The sequence below is a fragment of the Halogranum amylolyticum genome, assembly GCF_900110465.1.
In the GTDB taxonomy this organism is placed as follows: domain Archaea; phylum Halobacteriota; class Halobacteria; order Halobacteriales; family Haloferacaceae; genus Halogranum; species Halogranum amylolyticum.
This window is the reverse complement of record NZ_FODV01000001.1, coordinates 142,572-158,520: the sequence shown is the minus strand read 5'-3', so window position 1 is coordinate 158,520 and position 15,949 is coordinate 142,572. Positions and strand designations below refer to the sequence as shown.

The 15,949-nt window shown below is 64.5% G+C and carries 18 protein-coding genes; 10 read left to right on the top strand and 8 right to left on the bottom strand.

Translation table 11 applies throughout. The features are described from left to right. Window positions 1–26: 26 nt before the first annotated feature. Entirely contained in the window at window positions 27–1,685 is a 1,659-nt protein-coding gene (locus BSG17_RS00740) for an aldehyde ferredoxin oxidoreductase family protein (RefSeq protein ID WP_089820560.1), read from the bottom strand. 160 nt (window positions 1,686–1,845) lie between these two features. On the opposite strand from BSG17_RS00740, the gene BSG17_RS00735 reads away from it, so the two are divergent. Together BSG17_RS00735 and BSG17_RS00730 are read left to right on the top strand one after the other, a co-directional pair. Then, window positions 1,846–3,225 (top strand): aspartate aminotransferase family protein, encoded by a 1,380-nt coding sequence (locus tag BSG17_RS00735; protein ID WP_089820559.1) that lies wholly within the window; start codon window positions 1,846–1,848, stop codon window positions 3,223–3,225. Window positions 3,226–3,237: 12 nt separating this feature from the next. Further along, entirely contained in the window at window positions 3,238–3,621 is a 384-nt protein-coding gene (locus BSG17_RS00730; protein WP_089820558.1) for a RidA family protein, read from the top strand. A 106-nt stretch (window positions 3,622–3,727) separates the two neighbouring features. On the opposite strand, the gene BSG17_RS00725 is transcribed toward BSG17_RS00730, so the two are convergent. Then, window positions 3,728–4,381, bottom strand: coding sequence for a DUF8102 family protein (locus BSG17_RS00725; RefSeq protein WP_089820557.1), 654 nt, complete (start codon window positions 4,379–4,381; stop codon window positions 3,728–3,730). 428 nt (window positions 4,382–4,809) lie between these two features. Between BSG17_RS00725 and BSG17_RS00720 the strand changes: the two genes are divergently transcribed. From BSG17_RS00720 to BSG17_RS00705, 4 genes are all read left to right on the top strand, one after another. Then, entirely contained in the window at window positions 4,810–6,447 is a 1,638-nt protein-coding gene (locus BSG17_RS00720; RefSeq protein ID WP_089820556.1) for a BCCT family transporter, read from the top strand. 567 nt (window positions 6,448–7,014) lie between these two features. Continuing rightward, complete coding sequence (locus BSG17_RS00715; protein ID WP_089820555.1) at window positions 7,015–7,794, top strand: IclR family transcriptional regulator; 780 nt, start codon at window positions 7,015–7,017, stop codon at window positions 7,792–7,794. 193 nt (window positions 7,795–7,987) lie between these two features. Then, window positions 7,988–8,896 carry a hypothetical protein gene (locus BSG17_RS00710; RefSeq protein ID WP_089820554.1) on the top strand — a complete coding sequence of 303 codons (909 nt, stop codon included), beginning with the start codon at window positions 7,988–7,990 and terminating at the stop codon, window positions 8,894–8,896. A 246-nt stretch (window positions 8,897–9,142) separates the two neighbouring features. Next, on the top strand, window positions 9,143–9,682 hold the full coding sequence (locus BSG17_RS00705; protein WP_089820553.1) for a hypothetical protein: 540 nt from the start codon (window positions 9,143–9,145) through the stop codon (window positions 9,680–9,682). Window positions 9,683–9,700: 18 nt separating this feature from the next. Here BSG17_RS00705 and BSG17_RS00700 read toward each other — a convergent pair whose 3' ends face one another. After that, window positions 9,701–10,117 carry a DUF5518 domain-containing protein gene (locus BSG17_RS00700; RefSeq protein WP_089820552.1) on the bottom strand — a complete coding sequence of 139 codons (417 nt, stop codon included), beginning with the start codon at window positions 10,115–10,117 and terminating at the stop codon, window positions 9,701–9,703. Between the two features lie 146 nt (window positions 10,118–10,263). Further along, window positions 10,264–10,491, bottom strand: coding sequence for a hypothetical protein (locus tag BSG17_RS00695; protein ID WP_139246533.1), 228 nt, complete (start codon window positions 10,489–10,491; stop codon window positions 10,264–10,266). 438 nt (window positions 10,492–10,929) lie between these two features. On the opposite strand from BSG17_RS00695, the gene BSG17_RS00690 reads away from it, so the two are divergent. The 3 genes from BSG17_RS00690 to BSG17_RS00680 all read left to right on the top strand — a co-directional run bounded on the left by BSG17_RS00690 (window position 10,930) and on the right by BSG17_RS00680 (window position 12,813). Beyond that, window positions 10,930–11,118 carry a hypothetical protein gene (locus BSG17_RS00690; RefSeq protein WP_089820550.1) on the top strand — a complete coding sequence of 63 codons (189 nt, stop codon included), beginning with the start codon at window positions 10,930–10,932 and terminating at the stop codon, window positions 11,116–11,118. Window positions 11,119–11,343: 225 nt separating this feature from the next. Next, entirely contained in the window at window positions 11,344–11,781 is a 438-nt protein-coding gene (locus BSG17_RS00685) for an Hsp20/alpha crystallin family protein (RefSeq protein WP_089820549.1), read from the top strand. Window positions 11,782–12,072: 291 nt separating this feature from the next. After that, window positions 12,073–12,813, top strand: a complete 741-nt coding sequence (locus BSG17_RS00680) for a proteasome assembly chaperone family protein (protein WP_089820548.1) — start codon at window positions 12,073–12,075, stop codon at window positions 12,811–12,813. Window positions 12,814–12,926: 113 nt separating this feature from the next. Here BSG17_RS00680 and BSG17_RS00675 read toward each other — a convergent pair whose 3' ends face one another. After that, on the bottom strand, window positions 12,927–13,655 hold the full coding sequence (locus BSG17_RS00675) for an ATP-grasp domain-containing protein (RefSeq protein ID WP_089820547.1): 729 nt from the start codon (window positions 13,653–13,655) through the stop codon (window positions 12,927–12,929). Beyond that, window positions 13,652–13,966, bottom strand: a complete 315-nt coding sequence (locus BSG17_RS00670) for a hypothetical protein (RefSeq protein ID WP_089820546.1) — start codon at window positions 13,964–13,966, stop codon at window positions 13,652–13,654. Before BSG17_RS00670 ends, BSG17_RS00675 begins: the two co-directional genes overlap by 4 nt. A gap of 153 nt (window positions 13,967–14,119) precedes the next feature. Between BSG17_RS00670 and BSG17_RS26675 the strand changes: the two genes are divergently transcribed. Then, window positions 14,120–14,254: a C2H2-type zinc finger protein gene (locus tag BSG17_RS26675; protein WP_170864673.1), complete on the top strand. Its 135-nt coding sequence runs from the start codon at window positions 14,120–14,122 to the stop codon at window positions 14,252–14,254. A 218-nt stretch (window positions 14,255–14,472) separates the two neighbouring features. On the opposite strand, the gene BSG17_RS00665 is transcribed toward BSG17_RS26675, so the two are convergent. Continuing rightward, window positions 14,473–14,787 (bottom strand): hypothetical protein, encoded by a 315-nt coding sequence (locus BSG17_RS00665; RefSeq protein ID WP_089820545.1) that lies wholly within the window; start codon window positions 14,785–14,787, stop codon window positions 14,473–14,475. 127 nt (window positions 14,788–14,914) lie between these two features. Further along, a complete protein-coding gene (locus tag BSG17_RS00660; protein ID WP_089820544.1) occupies window positions 14,915–15,922 on the bottom strand; it encodes a pyridoxal phosphate-dependent aminotransferase in 1,008 nt (335 codons plus the stop codon). Window positions 15,923–15,949: the final 27 nt, after the last annotated feature.

Below are 15,949 nucleotides of genomic sequence, written 5' to 3'. Positions count from 1 at the left end.
TGTATTCAATAGGAGGGGCCCCGGGACTACGCCGAGACCCGTTCTTCGGGAACGACGCCGTCGTCCCAGCCACGAATCTCGTAGTACTCCTCCAGTGCGTCCTCGAAGCCCGGTATCTCGTACGGGAGCGTGTCGTCGGCGCGGTCGAACCCGCGCTGGTTGTTGAAGTGGCGTTCGAGCGTGACGATGCGGTCGCCGACGGCCAGCAGATCGTCGAAGTCGACGCCGAACAGCATCTCGTAGCGTTCGGGAGTCATGTAGTCCCGAGAGAACTTGCAGACGACGCCGCTGTCGTTGACAGCCATCTGGTTCTCCTTCTCGACGAGTCGCTGTGGCTTCCCCTCGAACCCGGTTGGGTTGTAGGCGTCGTGCTCGTCGACGAGCGGGTACTCCTGCGAGTAGAAGACGGCGTACATGTGGTCAGCCCCGCGGTTCGCGACGGCGTAGGAGAGACCCTGTCCGTGGAGGACGCGCCCCTCGTGAGCGGCGAAGTCCAGTCCCTTCACCGTCCAGTTCTCGACGCCGAGATCGTCGTGGACGCGGGCGATCCCTTCGGCGAGGTCGTCGCCGATGCCCTCTCGCTTCGCGATCTTCTCGACCGTCTCGTGGATCAGGTCGACGTCGCCGAACTCGTCCTCGGCGGCGAGGTAGGCGGCGACGGTGTTGCCCGCGGAGATGGCGTCGAGTCCGTACCGGTCACACAGTTCGTTCGACTTCATGACGTCGACGATGTCGTCGACGCCGGAGTTCGACCCGAACGCCATCGCCACCTCGAACTCGGGACCCTCGGTCTCGACGCCGCGCTCCTCGTCTCTGGTCGGGAGTTTGCACGCGAACGCGCACGCCGAACAGGTGCCCTTCTTGTACTTCTTCTCCTCGACGGCCGCCCCGTTGATCCCTTCGACGCCCTCGAACTGCTGTTCGGAGAAGTAGTACGAGGGAAGCCCGTCCAGTTCGTTCGCCAGATCCATCACCGCGACCGTCCCCTGTCGCTTCATGATGTGGTCGTCCGTCGCCGCCTCGCGGTGGATCTCCATCTGCGAGGCGGGGATCTCGATCTCGGGTGCGGAGTCGCCCTCGAAGGTGACCGCCTTCACGTTCTTCGACCCCAGGACGGCCCCCAACCCGCCGCGACCGAACGCCCGCTCCTCGGAGGTCATGATGGAGGCGAAGCGGACCAGGTTCTCGCCGGCGGGGCCGACGACGGCCGTCTGGTCCGCACCGATACCGTGTTCGTCGTCGAGATACGACACCGTCTCGGGGACGGTCGCCCCCGCGAGGTCCGGCACCGACTCGAACTCGACGCCCTCGTCGGTGACGTGGAGGACGAGGAGTTCGTCGCTCTCGCCCGTGATCTCCACGGCCGCGTGACCCGTGTCGGCGAAGTTCCGCGACATGAAGCCACCGGCGTTCGAGGAGACGAGTCCGTCGGTGAGCGGCGAGACGGCCGTCGCGTTCATCCGCCCGGTGAAACTCATCGTCGACGCCTGCATCGGTCCGGTCGCGAAGTACAGTCGGTTCTCCGCGCCGAACGGGTCGGCGTCGAACGGGATGCGGTCGTGTGCGAGCTTCGTCGCGACGCCGCGGCCGCCGATGAACGACTCTAGCACCTCGTCGATGGCTTCGGTCTCCGCCGTCCGCGTCCCCACGTCGATGGTGAGGAGCGGCCCCTCTGTGTGCAGCATACCCAAGACAACGTATCCCGCGATACTTAATCCTTCACGATATCTGTGTACGTTGTCCAGCGTTTCCGTTTTCGAGACGGCGACGCGAATCAGTATCTGTGTACGGTCTGGGTGGTTTCTGTGGACAAATTATTTATGACTGTTCCTCATTGGCACACGTATGGCAGCAGGACCATCGATCGAAGAGCTGCACTTCGACGAGGCACCGTCAGTCGACTCCGTGCCCGGTTCGAAGTCGCGTGCGCTCATCGAGAAGCAACAGAACATCGACAGCAGCGCCGTCGCCTACCCCGAAGACATCCCGATCGCCTTCGAGGAGGGGAAAGGCGCGACCGTCCGCGACGTCGACGGCAACACGTTCATCGACATGTTCGCCGGTATCGGCGTGCTCAACGTCGGCCACGCGAACCCCTACGTGCTCGAGGCCGTCCACGAGCAGACCGACAAGTTCGTCCACACCGTCGACTTCCCGACGGAGGCCCGCCTCGACCTCATCGAGAAACTCGACGAGATCGCGCCGGGTGCGCTGCAGGGGAACAACAAGGTCGTCTTCGGCGGCCCGACCGGCAGCGACGCCGTCGAGGCGTCGATCAAACTCGGCAAGTACAACACCGGCGGCGACGGACTTATCGCCTTCCGCGGCGCGTACCACGGCGCGACGAGCGGGGCGATGAGCGTCACCTCGAACAAGAAGTTCAAGGAGGCGTACACGCCACTGCTGCCGGACGTGGTTCACTCGCCGTACCCGTACCCGCTGGGGCAGGACAAGGCGCCGCAGGAGGCGGTCGACCACGCGCTCGAAGAGCTGCAGGCGACGCTCGAAGACCCCTACGGTGGTCTCGCGAACCCCGCAGGCATCATCGTCGAACCCATCCAGGGTGAGGGCGGCGTCATCACGCCCCCGGAGGGGTTCCTGAAGGGCGTGCGTGACCTCGCCACCGACAACGACGTGCCGCTCATCTTCGACGAGATCCAGAGCGGGCTTGGCCGCTCCGGTCAGTGGTGGGCCAGCGAGTGGTACGACGTCACGCCGGACATCATGACCTCCGCGAAGGCGCTCGGCGGCGTCGGCTTCCCGCTGTCGGCGACGATGTACGACGAGTCGCTCGACACGTGGGGCTCCGGCGACCACGCCGGGACGTACCGCGGCCACGTCGTCGGGATGCGTGCCGGGACGCGCGCCATCGAGTACATCCAGGAACACGACCTGCTCGCCCACGCCCGCGAGCTCGGCGAGTACATCCGAACCCGCCTGAAGGAGGCCGGCGACGGCAACCCGCACCTCGCGGAGGTCCGTGGCAAGGGGCTGTTCATCGGTGCGGAGTTCGTCGACGACGACGGCAACCCGGCCGACGACATGGCCGACGCGATCCAGGACTACTGCTTCGAGCACGGCGTGCTCGTCTGGAAGGCGGGTCGCCACGGCAACATCCTCCGCCTGCTGCCGCCGCTCGTGCTCACGCAGGACCTCGCCGAGACGGCGCTCGACGTCATCGTCGACGCCATCGAGACGACCAGCGCCGCGAAACAGACCGTCTGACTACACTACACGATGAGTTCAGAGCCGATCGTCACCGACGACGCACCGCGTAACGACAACCCCTACTCGCAGGGGGTCCGCGCCGGCGACACGCTCTACGTCTCGGGCTACGGCCCGGTCGACCCCGAGACGGGCGAGGACGTCAAGGGCGACGTCCAGGCGGAGACCGAACAGGTCCTCGAGAACATCGCCGCCACCGTCGAGGAGGCGGGCGGGTCGCTCGACGACGTCGTCAAAGTGACCGTCTATCTGACGGACCTGGACGATTACGACCGTGTCAACGAGGCCTACGGCGAGCAGTTCGCCGAGGAGCCACCGGCCCGCGTCTGCGTGGAGGTGTCGCGTCTCCCCGACGACGTCCGCGTCGAGATGGACGCCGTCGCCTACCTCGGCTGACGCTCCGCTGACGAGTTCGTCTTCTCTCTCACCGTGTTCGCTCCGCGTCCGGTCGTCACCACCGGACGCGTCTCTTCGAAGAGAGCCGCGACGAGGCGGCGCCGCGTCAGTCGTTCAGCTCTTCGACCCGGCGGTTCCGCTGTTCGGTCGCCTCGTTCACCTTCTCTAGGAACTCGGTCATCTGCTCTTTCATCTCCGAGCGCATCGCCGTCGGCGAGAAGTCCTCCGACTCGGTCAACAGGCGGACGAACGCGCGCAGCTCCTCGTCGGTGATCTCGTCGAAACTTCCGCCCTCCAGTTTGTCGATGACTTCGTCGACGTCGATCTGGCCGACCGGATCGACGTTGAAGTCGACCGTCACCATGCGGTAATCCGACCCGGCGAGTTCCTGTTCGGCCCGGTTGACTCCCTGTCCGAGCATGTCTTTGAACGGGACGTGGTAGCCCATCGTCCCGAGGTGGAGGAAGCCGAGCATGTCGATGATCCCCTGTGTGTAGTCGTCGCGCGCCTCCGACTCAGGGTTGAACACCGTCTCGCGGTCGCGGTCTTCGAGATGCTCGAAGAGGATGCTGAAGTCGAGGATCGCGTTCCGGAGGCGACGACGGATCCGATTTCGTTTCTGTTTCTTCGAGTGCTCGGTGTAGTCGGTCTTCCGTTCGAGGAGGAACTCGCGGTCGCTCGGCGTCAGGATCCCCCGCCCGCGGTCGGCGGAGAGCGCCAAGCGGTCGTGGGAACCGTTCCCGTCTTCACTGTTTACCATACACAGTTTATGTATACGAACTCCATTAAGGGTTACGAACGTATGCAGATGTTGTTACTTCTCGCCCATGCTTAACACGGGAGCACGGCGGTGCGAGAGCCTCCAATTCGGGGATCGACGCCACGATCCGGGAGCGCGTTTCGATCTGTTCTCGATGAAATCAACAGCATCCGTATACACCGTCTCCAGTAGCCGTAACATTTATCCGGATGATTTGTGATTGGTGTGTTGTGTCATGGCCCAGGAGTTGCTGTGCCATGAGTGGTGGTCGTACGAGACATGAGATTGCAAGATATCGGCGACTGTGGTCGGACGGAGGCGTGTCTGCGCGCGAACTGTCGTGACACGCACGGTAGTCAGGCCACGTCGTCCCGGCGAGACGGACAGCATCGTATCGGAGAGAGCGACGTCGACGAGGGAGGAGACAGATGAGTCAACGGACCGACCAGGGCGCGGTCGAAGAGTTCCTCGACGAGATCGAACCGATCGTGTTCGCCTTCGGTGCGGGTATCACGCTCCTGTTCGTCGCGGTCTTCGCGTTGAACCCTGAGGCGGCCGGCAGCGTCGTCTCGGGTGCGACCGACTTCGTCCTCGGACATTTCAACTGGGCGTTCCTGCTCGTGATGCTGGGGTTCGTCGGCTTCCTCGTCTTCCTCATCTTCGGGCCGTGGGGACGGCTCAGACTCGGCGACGAGGCGCCGGAGTTCAGCTACTTCTCGTACTTCACGATGATCTACTCGGCGGGACTCGCCGCGGGTATCGTCTTCTGGGGACCGTCCGAGGCGCTCCTCCACTACTCGACCGTCCCGCCGCTGTACGACGTCGCCGCCAAGTCGCAGGCGGCGATCCCGATCGCAGTCCAGTACTCGATGTTCCACTGGGCGATCGTCCAGTGGTCCTGTTTCACCGTCATGGGGCTGGGAATCGGCTACTTCGTCCACGAACACGGTGCACCCCTCCGCGTGTCGGCCGTGTTGACGCCGTTCGTGGGTGCAGACAACGTCGACAACCTGGCTGGGAAGACGATCGACATTCTCGCCGTGTTCGCGACGCTCGGCGGCGTCGCGACGTCGCTGGGGTTCATCGGCAGTCAGTTCCTCACCGGCCTCGAGTTCCAGTGGGGTATCCAACTGGGTGACGCCGGGACGATCGCGGTCATCACCGGGATGACGGCGCTTTTCACCGTGTCGCTCGTGCTCGGCGTCGACAAGGGGATCCGCCGACTCTCGAACTTCAACATGGTGCTGTTCGGCGCGCTGATGGTGGCGACCCTCGCGTTCGGACCGACGTTCCGCGTGCTCGAACTCAGCACGCAGGCGACGGGCGGACTCGTCGGCGAGTTCTTCCAGATGGCGCTGTTCGCCGACTACACCAACGGCGGGTCGTGGTCGAACGCGTGGACCGTCTTCTACTGGTTGTGGCCGCTGGCGTGGTCGCCGTTCGCGGGACTGTTCATCGCGCGCATCTCCCGCGGTCGAAGCGTCCGCGAGGTCGCCTTCACCGGAATCGTGGCGACGTCGCTCGCGACGATCCCGTGGTTCGCGATCGTCGGGGGGACGGCGACGATCTTCCAGCACAACGGCACCGCAGACATCCTCGGTCCCGTCAACCAGTACGGCGAGGCCGTCTCGGGGTACGTCCTCTTCGGCGCGATGGACTTCATGGGACTGCCGGTCGGGACGCTGCTGCTGTTCGGATTCCTCGTCCTCGTGACGACGTTCTTCGTGACGTCGGCGGACTCTTCGACGCTCGCCGTCTCGATGATGACGACCGGCGGGAAGGAGGAACCCTCCGCGATCAACCGAGTCTTCTGGGGCATCCTCCAGGGCGCCGTCGCGTCGATCCTCATGGTCATCGGCGGCGTGAGCGCGCTCCAGTCGGCCGCCATCATCACCGGTGGGCCGTTCGCCATCGTCTGTGTCATCGCCATCGTCGGCCTGGTGAAGACGTTCAGCGAGAAGAGCGGAAACCTCCTCTTGACCGACGAGGCGACGGTCTTCAGAAAACCGGACTCGACGAAGCAGTCCAGCTCGACCAAGGTCGCCGCTGGAACGGACGACGACTGACGACGCGGACGGTTCCGGGTCACCGATTTCGATTCGGTGTCCCGTCTCGCATGTCGACTCTCTCTCCTCGCTCTCACTGGAGAGAGACCTCTCGGTCGAGCCGCCATCGAGCATCGGCTGCAGAACCGAGCGTTTCGGAAGGACGAACGCTTATATGTGACTCCCGTTGACAGAGTCGCAACGGACGAGTCGCCTGATTGACCGTGGTGAATTACATAACTAACGTTGTAATGATTGCGGTGGCGACCTACACATTCACCGACGACGTGGGAACTCGACCGTTCATTACTCGCGAACGTTTATATGGGGTGCCGTACGGCGGACGAGCAGGGAGACTGTGTCTCTAGATATATACGATTTTCGTATATAGTTTCTCTTTATTCTAATCCGAATCAAATTATCACAATTTTATCTCTTTTTATTATCCAAAAAACAAGTAAATAGCTCGATGTTCACCGTATTGTAATTCAACTTCGAAAGGCATACACAGATACTGGTAACAGATCTGTGTGACCTCTGCAAAACGACGAGCATAGTCCTAAGTAGGTCTGCAGGAATCAGTAGAGCATGCAACCGCGTCGCACGGAGAACGGGCTCAGGACGACTGAGATATCGCTTCAGTTGATCGAACACCTCGTCGAGACCGACGGAGCGACGTTGGGTGAAGTCGCCGCCGAGACCGATTTCGCGAAGAGCACGATCCACAACCATCTCCAGACGCTCGCACAGTACGGCTACGTCATCCGTGAGAACAACCGCTACCGGATCGGACTGAAGTTCTACCACCTCGGGGACTACGCTCGCAAGCAGAACGCCGTGTACGACATCGCAAAGCGGATGGTCACCGAACTGGCCGACGAGACCGAGTTGGAGACGGACTTCACGGTCGAGGAGAACGGCCGGACCGTCTCGCTGTACGACGTGACGAACTACTCGGATACGCCCTCGTTTCTCGTCGACGGACGACTGTTCCACATGCACAGCACCGCGTCCGGGAAGGCGATCCTCGCGGAGTATCCCGAACCTCGCGTCGACGAGATACTCGACCAGTGGGGACTGCCCGCCGAGACCGACCGGACCATCACCGACCGGGACGAACTCCTCGCCGACCTCGAACGGGTTCGCGAGCGTGGCTACGCGCTCAACGACGAGGAGGCGATAGAGGGGCTCTGGGCGGTGAGCAAGGTCGTCAAAGACCCGATCGGGCGCGTCTGTGGCTCGTTGAACGTCTGTGGACCGACCTACATCCACACCGACGAGCGCGAACGGACGATCGTCACGAGTCTCGAAGAGAAGGTCGCCGAGTTCGAGCGTCGAATCGCCGAGCAGTCGCCGGAGGGGAGCTGAAGTCGCGTCGTTCCCGACATCTTCGGCCACGTCGTCGGTCAAGGGCTTTCGGTCGACCGAGACGTTGCGACGGCGGCGGCGGACGTCGCGGTGGTCCGACTCACCCTCGAACAGCGTACGGGTCGAACTGGTTCGGCTTCTGGAGTGACCCGTGAGCCACACGACGTTACTGTCTGGCACGAGGAGGTGGAGTATGAATCACCATGCAGCTATCGACGTCGGCACGCTCCGACTCAGCGCGTTGTTCCTCCGAGACGCGAAGTTCTTCGCGAGGACGGTCGACTCGGAGCCGCTCGTCGACGTCGCCGCAGACGCGACAGTGGACGTCGGTGATCCGACCACGGCCGGTGTCCACGAGGTCACAGTCGATACACCGCTCGGCGCGTTCGACGCCGCGTATCTCCCCTGGCAGTGGATCGGATCGGACGCGCCGACGCTCATCTATCACCACGGAAGCGGCGAACGACCGTTCGACTTCGGGCGGTTCAGTTCGAACTCGTTTCGTCGGCTGTTCGTCGGGCACGACGAGCAGGTGCCAGCCAACGTGATCGCCGTTCGAGCGCCGTTCCACGCCGGGTCGAACACCGAGTACGCCCGCGCGATGGGTGACCTCGAGAACTTCGTCGGGATGCTCGCAGCGTCGGCGGGACTCGTCGAGGCACTCGCCGCACGGGTCGGCGACCGGTCCGCTCAGCCGGTACTCGCCTCGGGAATCAGTCTCGGCGGATTTGCGACGAACGTCCACCGCGTCTGTTTCGACCACGTCGACGCCTACATCCCCATCTTCGCGGGGGCAGCACTCGCCGACTTGTTCGTCGCGTCGGCCTACCGCGCACTGACAGCCGAGTCGGCTCGTCGACAGTCGGCGAAGCTCCGGGACGCCCTCGACTTCGTCGACTCCTTCACCGCTGTCGACGACACCGACTGTTACCCGCTCTTGGCGCGCCACGACCGAATCGTCGCGCTCGACCGACAGCGGCCGAGCTACGACGGACTGTCGCTCTCCGTGCTGAACAAAGGGCACGTGACGGGGTCGCTCGCGACGGGCGCGCTCCGGGAGCACGTCGTGGACGTGTTGTCCGCCCACGACGACCGGAACTGACCCGAGTCCGAGCACCCCGCTCGTGGGTCACCTCCGCGACCGGACAGCCGTTCTTCGCCCGTGGGAACGATGCCACAGTACCACCTCGTTGGAAAGCCAACCGACAGTCATGACTCGGAGCCCTACAGACACGAAACTCGGCGAAACGGCTGTGGTGCTGGTCCTCGCGTCGGATGCGAGTTGGCTGTTCTTCGGAGCGGTGCTCGCTGGACCTGGTCGGCTCGGTGTTCCGGGTGGGTTACTCGGATGACTCCCGAACGACGCCGCGGCTACCGACCGACCCGACGCCGTCTCCTCGCTGCGTTCGGAGCCACGACCACCCTTTCGGGGTGTCTGTCGGCACCCTCGTCTGGCGGCCCACAATACGAGACGCACGAAATCGACGGCGGTGCCGTGTTCGCACCCGGACTTCAGGACGAGAACGAAGACGCCGTCTTCGCCGCGCTCGTGACGACGAGCGAAGAGTCGGAGGCGTTCGTCCTCGATCAGTTCCCGGCAAAAGCGGACCGAACGTTCGTGCGGGCGACGGACTTCGCGACGCAGTACTTGGGGGTCGTACAGGTCGCGGGACTCAACTCCTCGATGGGCCTTCGCGTCGTCGACGTCGCGGCGAGTCGCGCGAACCTCACCGTCGTCGTCGCTGTCGACGACCCGACCCCACAGAGCGACGACCGCGTCGTCACGACGCTTCTGGTTCGGGTGACTCGAGACGGCGACCCCGTTCCCGACGCGATTCGCGTCGAGTTGTCGTTCGACGGGCGCCACGAGACGTTCTCCGGCGAGTGAAACGTGACGTGTAGTCGGTCAGACGTCGACCTCTCTCGGCGGCGTCGGTCTCTGGGCCTCTTTCACCAGCGCACCGCCGATTGCGCCGCCGAGAGTCGTCGCAGCACAGACGCCGGCGTTCATCACGGCGAAGAGCACTCCGACGTAGAGGCCGCCACCCGCGGCGGGCAGCCAGTTTAGCGGCCCGACTCCGGGCGGTGCCGTGAGTCCCGCGCCGACCACGACGACGATCAGGAGGACGAGTGTGAGTAGCGTCCAGAGGAGTCCACTCACCAGACCGGCGATCGCTCCGCCTTTCACGTCCTCTCGCTGGCGGTATCCGGCGACTCCACCGCCGACCAGCGGAGCGACCGGCCCGATCATGGGTACGAGTCCGACGACGATCATCGCCACCACCCCGAGCGCACCGTTCTTGAGATATTTCGTCGCGATCATGCCCCTAGAGACGTGTGCAGAGTGCTCAACGGCGTTGCTGACTCTCATCGAGTGAGAATCGACTCCGAGCGAACACAGGGGGAGTCGCGCCTCGAGTCAACTCTCGTCTCGACAGTCTCCTCCTCCCGAGCGACGTCGCCGTCCTCTCAGCGCGTCTCCGATTCGCTCGTCGACCAAGCAACGCTCTTCCGCTCCGACTGCCGTTCTGCAGGTCCGACGGCGAGTACGCACTGTCCCGTCAGGACGAGAGCGAGCGCACTCACCAGTCCGAAGACAACGATCATCGGGAGGGCGACGAGCTGCCCGACTCGGAGTTGTAACACCGCCATCGCCAGTACGGCGAGGCCCAACGTCGCGACTTGCACCAGCAGCACGCCGGTGAACACGCAGCCCTAGGACCGCCGTCGCCGGAGCTAGTACGCCGACGAGAGGAACGCGGGGACGAGCACGGCCAGGTCGAGTGACTGGACGACAGGCGTCGGGAGATCGGTCCCCACGCCATCGCGAACAGGCAGATGCCCACGAACGGGAGCACACCGAGTCGACGGGGCCGCCGAAGAGGACGTAGAGGCCGCTCCCGGCGGCGAGGACGACGAAGGGGAGGCCGAGCGCGACGAGCCACCACTTCAGGCCGATCCGCCAGCGGAACAGCTGCGCCAGTCACGACCGGAGGCTACCACCCGTCACCCAGACGACCACTGCGGCGCCGAGCGGCGGACCGAACGCACCGACGCCGACCGAGGGTCCGATTCGGTTCTCAGTCGACGAGAAGCGACGATACAGTGACGGCGCGAGCGGACGTAACTCGAGACATGATCGTTCCACTTCAGATCCCCGGTGGCCCGGAACTCCTCGTCGTCCTGCTCATCCTCCTCCTCGTCGGAGGTGCGCTCGCCGCGGTCGTCTATCTCGTCGTCCGACTGAGCGGACGCCGCGACCGACTCGACGAACTCGAAGCGCGGGTCGACGCTCTCGAAGAGGAGCGACCGACCCAGCGATGACTCGCTCGGGGTACCGAACGGGCGATCGTCCATCCGGTAGTGGTGTGGACGCTCGTGGTCGGCGGATACCTGCTGAGTCGGCCCGCACGACGGACGGGGTGAGAGCAAGTCTGTCCGCCCTTATCGCCGGTGACGTCCCGACTAGCACGACTTTCGTCACTCGCAGAGAATAGACAAACATCTAAGATGTTCTCGCGTGAATCAGCGGTTGGGTGAACACAGAGTATGACAAGTACGAACCCGTTCAGAGACGTCGAGCGAATGTTCGAGCGGATGAGCCGCCAGTTCGACCAGATGCCGTGGGCACACCGAGAGGAGTGGGACGACCTGTCGTCGACCGAGGGGATACAGATCGACCTCGCCGACCACGACGACGAGTTCGTCGTCACGGCCGACCTCCCCGGATTCGGTAAGGACGATATCGACGTCCAGTGCTCCGACAGTCGGGTGACGATCCAGGCGGAACACACCGAGGAGACCGAGGAGCGCGAGGAGAACTACCTGCGTCAGGAACGCTCACAGCGATCGATGCGGCGGACGCTGACGCTACCGGATCCGGTCGACGCAGAGGCGGTCACCGCCACGTACAACAACGGCGTCCTGACGCTCACGCTCCCGAAGACCGAACCGGACGAGACGTCCCGGCAGATCGACATCGAGTGAGCGGGCGGGAGACGCTACGCTCCCACTCCCCGTCGTCGACGACGGCCTTCTGCGTGCTGTCTCGGAACGCCCCGAGTAGCTTCGACGCGGGCGTGTCACCGCCGAACGATCTGTACGCCGTCGAGACGATCCCCGTGATCTCCACCGTGTGTTACCTGTCAGACGCGTCGGAGAACGACGAATCTCGGTCAACCTCTCGAATCGGCAGACGGTCCGTGTCGACGGTAGAGGAGGCGCGTCGGTCTCCCTTCTGGTCACACAGTTATTACTCGGCTGACCGTTTGTATCGCTATGGTCGACGTCACTCCCGAAGCGACCTTTCAGGTCACGCACGACACGGAACCGTCCGAAACGCTCATCGCGGGGTTCTCCTCGTACGGACTGGCCGGGTTGACCGCCGCCAGTTTCGTCGTCGACGAGTTGGAGTTGGTCGAGACCGGCCACGTGACGTCGGACCAACTGCCGGCGTTCGCGCCGTTCGAGAACGGGACGCCGCGCCACCACTCGCGGCTGTTCTCGCGCGAGGACCTCGACATCACGGTGCTCGTGAACGACCTGTTCATCCCGGTGTGGGCGGCCAACGGCTTCGCGGACGAGATTCTCGCGTGGACGGACGAAAACGGCGTCGAAGAGGTGACGGTGCTCTCCGGCGTCCCGTTCGTCCACAGACCCGGCGAGCACGACGTGTACTACGTCGCGACGACCGACTACCAAGAACACCGACTGCAGGACTCCGGTCTCGACCCCGTCGCCCGGGGCTACCTCGACGGGATGAACGCGAGTCTCGTGAACCGCGGCATCGACTCGACGCTCCGGACGGGGCTGCTCGTCACCCCGGTCCACGAGCGCGCGCCCGACGTCGAGGCGTCGATCCGCCTCGTCGACACCGTCGCCGCGCTGTACGACGTCGAGATCGACTCGGAACCGCTGCAGGCGTTCGCGCGCGAGGTCGAAGAGTACTACCGCGACCTGGCCCAGCGGCTCGAAGCGGTCGAGGAACAGCACCAACCCGACGACCGAATGTACATGTAGGCGCCGATGGTCCACCCCTCCGCGAGCGGTTCGTCCTCGCGCTCTTCGTCGCGTTCGTCGTGGTCCCGGCACTCGCGTTCGGCGCCGACCTGACCTCCCCCTGCGTCACCGCCTCACCGTACCGCCGAGACGATCGACGCGACGAGTGCGCCTTCGAGCCCCGTCCGCGCGAAGCTCGGACACGGGTTGACGTCGACCGCGTAGTAGTCCTCGTCGGTCTCGACGAAGTCCACACCCAGCGCGCGCATTTCCAAGCGCTCCATGAGTCGCCGTATCCCGTCGACGTAATCCGGTCGCGGCGTCGACCGCCCGAGGATCTCTTTCGACCCGAACAGCTTCGAGGTCGCCCGCAGGGTGACGGCCCGGTACTCGGCTCCGTCGTCGACGACGTAGTACTTGAAGTCGACAGGGTCGCACGGGAGCAGCCCCTCGTAGATCTCCCCCTCCCCGTTCAGACGGGGGGGATATCCCCAGTGGTAGCGGGACTTCGCGACGTAGTCACCGGCTGCGGGGCGTGCGGGGTAGACCGTCGGGACGCGAAACCCGACGCTTTCGAGCGCACAGAGCGCGCTCAGTCGGGAGACACACGCCATCACGCCGGTGGCGCTGTTCCACGTCGGAACGCCCCGACGCTCGGCCGCCAGAAGCGTCCGGACCGTCGTCGGCGTCGTACTCTTCGTGACGAGAAGCGAGAGGGTGCGAAGCGTCTCGTCGCCGACGCGACGGTCGGGGTCGAGAAACCGCACCTCGAACCCCCGACCTCTGAGTCGGTCGGCGACGACCGAGAAGACGGGATGGTCGACTCGACAGCCGATCCCGATGGGGCCGGACGCGACGGTCATCCTCCGGTTCGGTCCCGGTAGGACCGCTCGAACGCCTCCATCTCGGCCCGGAGTCCGTCGCTCGTCTCGACCGGAGAGGTGTCCGGTTCCCGCAGCGACCGGTACGACTCGGAGAGCTTCGAGAGCGTCTGCGCTCTCCGGGCGGCGACGAGATAGCCGCGGTCGGGCAGGAGTTTCCTGACGAAGAGGTCGAACGTCACGGTCGGGTTGGGACCGTGGCCGTGAGACGCCTGCATCATCCGTAGTTCGTACAGGTCGGTGAAAAGCGAGCGCGTCGCCGGTGTCACGTCTCCGAACGTCGGTGCCCTCATACGTAACGAACCGGGGCCGGACGAATATACTTTGGCGCGTCTCGCCTCCGCGACCGCTCGACGACGCAGACCGGGTGCAGAGCGCTGTCGCTTCGATCGTGTCCGGGTTCGCGCCACCGAGCGACTAATACTGTCGCCGTCGTATTCGCACCCATGAGCGAGCGGGAGACGCCGGACGACGAACGGCCGTACGAGTGTGACCTCTGCGACGACCGGTTCGCAACGCGCGAAGAGCTGAAAGACCACGTCTGGGAGTATCACGAGATGGACGGGGACGTCCCGCCGTAGCCTCGCAGCCGGTCCCCGTCACCGCTCGCGTGCCACAGCTCGCCCCCCGACCGAGCGAGGACGAGCAGTCGAACTGTGCGCCGTTTCGATTCGGGCGAACCGGCGTGTGACAAGCGTTACCGCTCGTTTTTCCGGACTGTCTCTTACACCGATAGCCCTGTAACATAGCTTTCGCGGCGAGAACGAGGCGTCGGTGGCGCGCTACAGGCAGGCGGCTCTCACTCGTACGACATCCGCTGGAGGCCGTAGCGATACGTCCGCCCTTCCGTCCTGAGTTCGAGATAGTGTTCGCCGTCTTCCTGTCCGAGTCGATCGAAGTGGTCGCCGAGCGCGCCCGGGTTCAACGAGTCCGGCGAGTTCTGCACCGCGAAGAACAGCGTCGCAGAGCGGCCCTTGACGTCGTCCGTCTGCTTGGCTCTGACTGCGAGGAGTTCGCCGCTCTGCTGGACGTCGACTTCGCCGGTACACGCCCACGTCTGGTCGAGATACCGGAGTTCCTTGCCACCGAGCTCTGCCCACTGGGTTTCGACCATACAGTACGTTCTTCGTCACTCCTCATCGTCTTTTCGGCGATTGGACAGGAATCCCGACGGTTCGTGGTGGCGATCGGCTCACGTCCGAATGGCCGATCTCGAGGCCGTCTCGACGGCGTCTGTGTACTCACAGGATTTCGCGCAGTACGTCGACGACCTGTTCGTTCTCCGACGGCGTCGCCGTCGTCACCCGCATGTAGCCAGGGCCGAGGCGCTCGTCGCCGAGCGGCTTGACGAAGACGTCTCGCTCCCGCAACTGTGCTGCGACGTCGGTCGCATCGTGCGGGCTGAAGTCCGCGAGAAAAAAGTACGTCTCGGTCGGGAACGTCTTGACGCCCAGCACACGGAGCTCCTCGGCCAGTTCTTCCGCCCACGAACGGAGCGTCTCGATGCGGTCTCGGATCTCCGCCTCGTGGCGGAGCGTCGCGATCGCCGCCGCCTGACTCGGCCTCGCCAACGGGTAGGCGTCGTTGCTCGCGTTCAACTCGTCGGCGAGCGGTTCGGGGACGACCGCGTAGCCCACACGAAACCCGGCCAGACTGTGTGCCTTCGAGAACGTGCGGGTCACGACGAGGTTGTCGTACGTCGGGACCAACGAGGCGACCGATTCGTCGGCGAAGTCGACGAACGCCTCGTCGACCAGAAATCGCGTCTCCGGGTTCGCTTCGAGCACTGCCGGGAGCGCGTCCACCTCGAAGCTGCCCCCGTTCGGGTTGTTCGGGTTGACGAGGACCGCGAGCGTCGTCCCGTCGGGGACCGCTAACTCGGAGAGGTCGAACCGGAACGCCGCCTCGGGCTGGAGTCGCGTCTCGGTGTACCGCGCTGCGATCTCCGTGAACAGCGGGTACGTCGGCGTCACGAGGTGGACCTGCTGCCCGAACCGATCGAACAGCTGTCGGAGGATCAACTCGGAGCCGGCGTTCAGATGGAGATTGTCGGACGGCACGTCGAGACGGTCGCCGAGCAGCCGTCGCAACGGCTCCGAGTAGGGCTCCGTGTAGTGGTTGCTCCGCGGCAGTTCCTCGCGTGCAGCGTCGATCGCCTCGTCGATGGGTGGCAGCGGGTTCTCACAGAGGAGCAGCGTGACGCCCTCGAACCCGCTCCCGCCCTTCTCGACCGTCGACGGTTCGTCCATACGGGAGCAGACGAGCGGTAGTATAAC

Coding starts and splice junctions, on each gene's coding strand:
- BSG17_RS00700 (WP_089820552.1), bottom strand. CDS start 10,117: ATGATCGCGACGAAATATCTCAAGAACGGTGCGCTCGGGGTGGTGGCG.
- BSG17_RS00720 (WP_089820556.1), top strand. CDS start 4,810: ATGAGTCAACGGACCGACCAGGGCGCGGTCGAAGAGTTCCTCGACGAG.
- BSG17_RS00660 (WP_089820544.1), bottom strand. CDS start 15,922: ATGGACGAACCGTCGACGGTCGAGAAGGGCGGGAGCGGGTTCGAGGGC.
- BSG17_RS26675 (WP_170864673.1), top strand. CDS start 14,120: ATGAGCGAGCGGGAGACGCCGGACGACGAACGGCCGTACGAGTGTGAC.
- BSG17_RS00725 (WP_089820557.1), bottom strand. CDS start 4,381: ATGGTAAACAGTGAAGACGGGAACGGTTCCCACGACCGCTTGGCGCTC.
- BSG17_RS00705 (WP_089820553.1), top strand. CDS start 9,143: ATGACTCCCGAACGACGCCGCGGCTACCGACCGACCCGACGCCGTCTC.
- BSG17_RS00685 (WP_089820549.1), top strand. CDS start 11,344: ATGACAAGTACGAACCCGTTCAGAGACGTCGAGCGAATGTTCGAGCGG.
- BSG17_RS00710 (WP_089820554.1), top strand. CDS start 7,988: ATGAATCACCATGCAGCTATCGACGTCGGCACGCTCCGACTCAGCGCG.
- BSG17_RS00735 (WP_089820559.1), top strand. CDS start 1,846: ATGGCAGCAGGACCATCGATCGAAGAGCTGCACTTCGACGAGGCACCG.
- BSG17_RS00680 (WP_089820548.1), top strand. CDS start 12,073: ATGGTCGACGTCACTCCCGAAGCGACCTTTCAGGTCACGCACGACACG.
- BSG17_RS00730 (WP_089820558.1), top strand. CDS start 3,238: ATGAGTTCAGAGCCGATCGTCACCGACGACGCACCGCGTAACGACAAC.
- BSG17_RS00675 (WP_089820547.1), bottom strand. CDS start 13,655: ATGACCGTCGCGTCCGGCCCCATCGGGATCGGCTGTCGAGTCGACCAT.
- BSG17_RS00740 (WP_089820560.1), bottom strand. CDS start 1,685: ATGCTGCACACAGAGGGGCCGCTCCTCACCATCGACGTGGGGACGCGG.
- BSG17_RS00670 (WP_089820546.1), bottom strand. CDS start 13,966: ATGAGGGCACCGACGTTCGGAGACGTGACACCGGCGACGCGCTCGCTT.
- BSG17_RS00690 (WP_089820550.1), top strand. CDS start 10,930: ATGATCGTTCCACTTCAGATCCCCGGTGGCCCGGAACTCCTCGTCGTC.
- BSG17_RS00715 (WP_089820555.1), top strand. CDS start 7,015: ATGCAACCGCGTCGCACGGAGAACGGGCTCAGGACGACTGAGATATCG.
- BSG17_RS00665 (WP_089820545.1), bottom strand. CDS start 14,787: ATGGTCGAAACCCAGTGGGCAGAGCTCGGTGGCAAGGAACTCCGGTAT.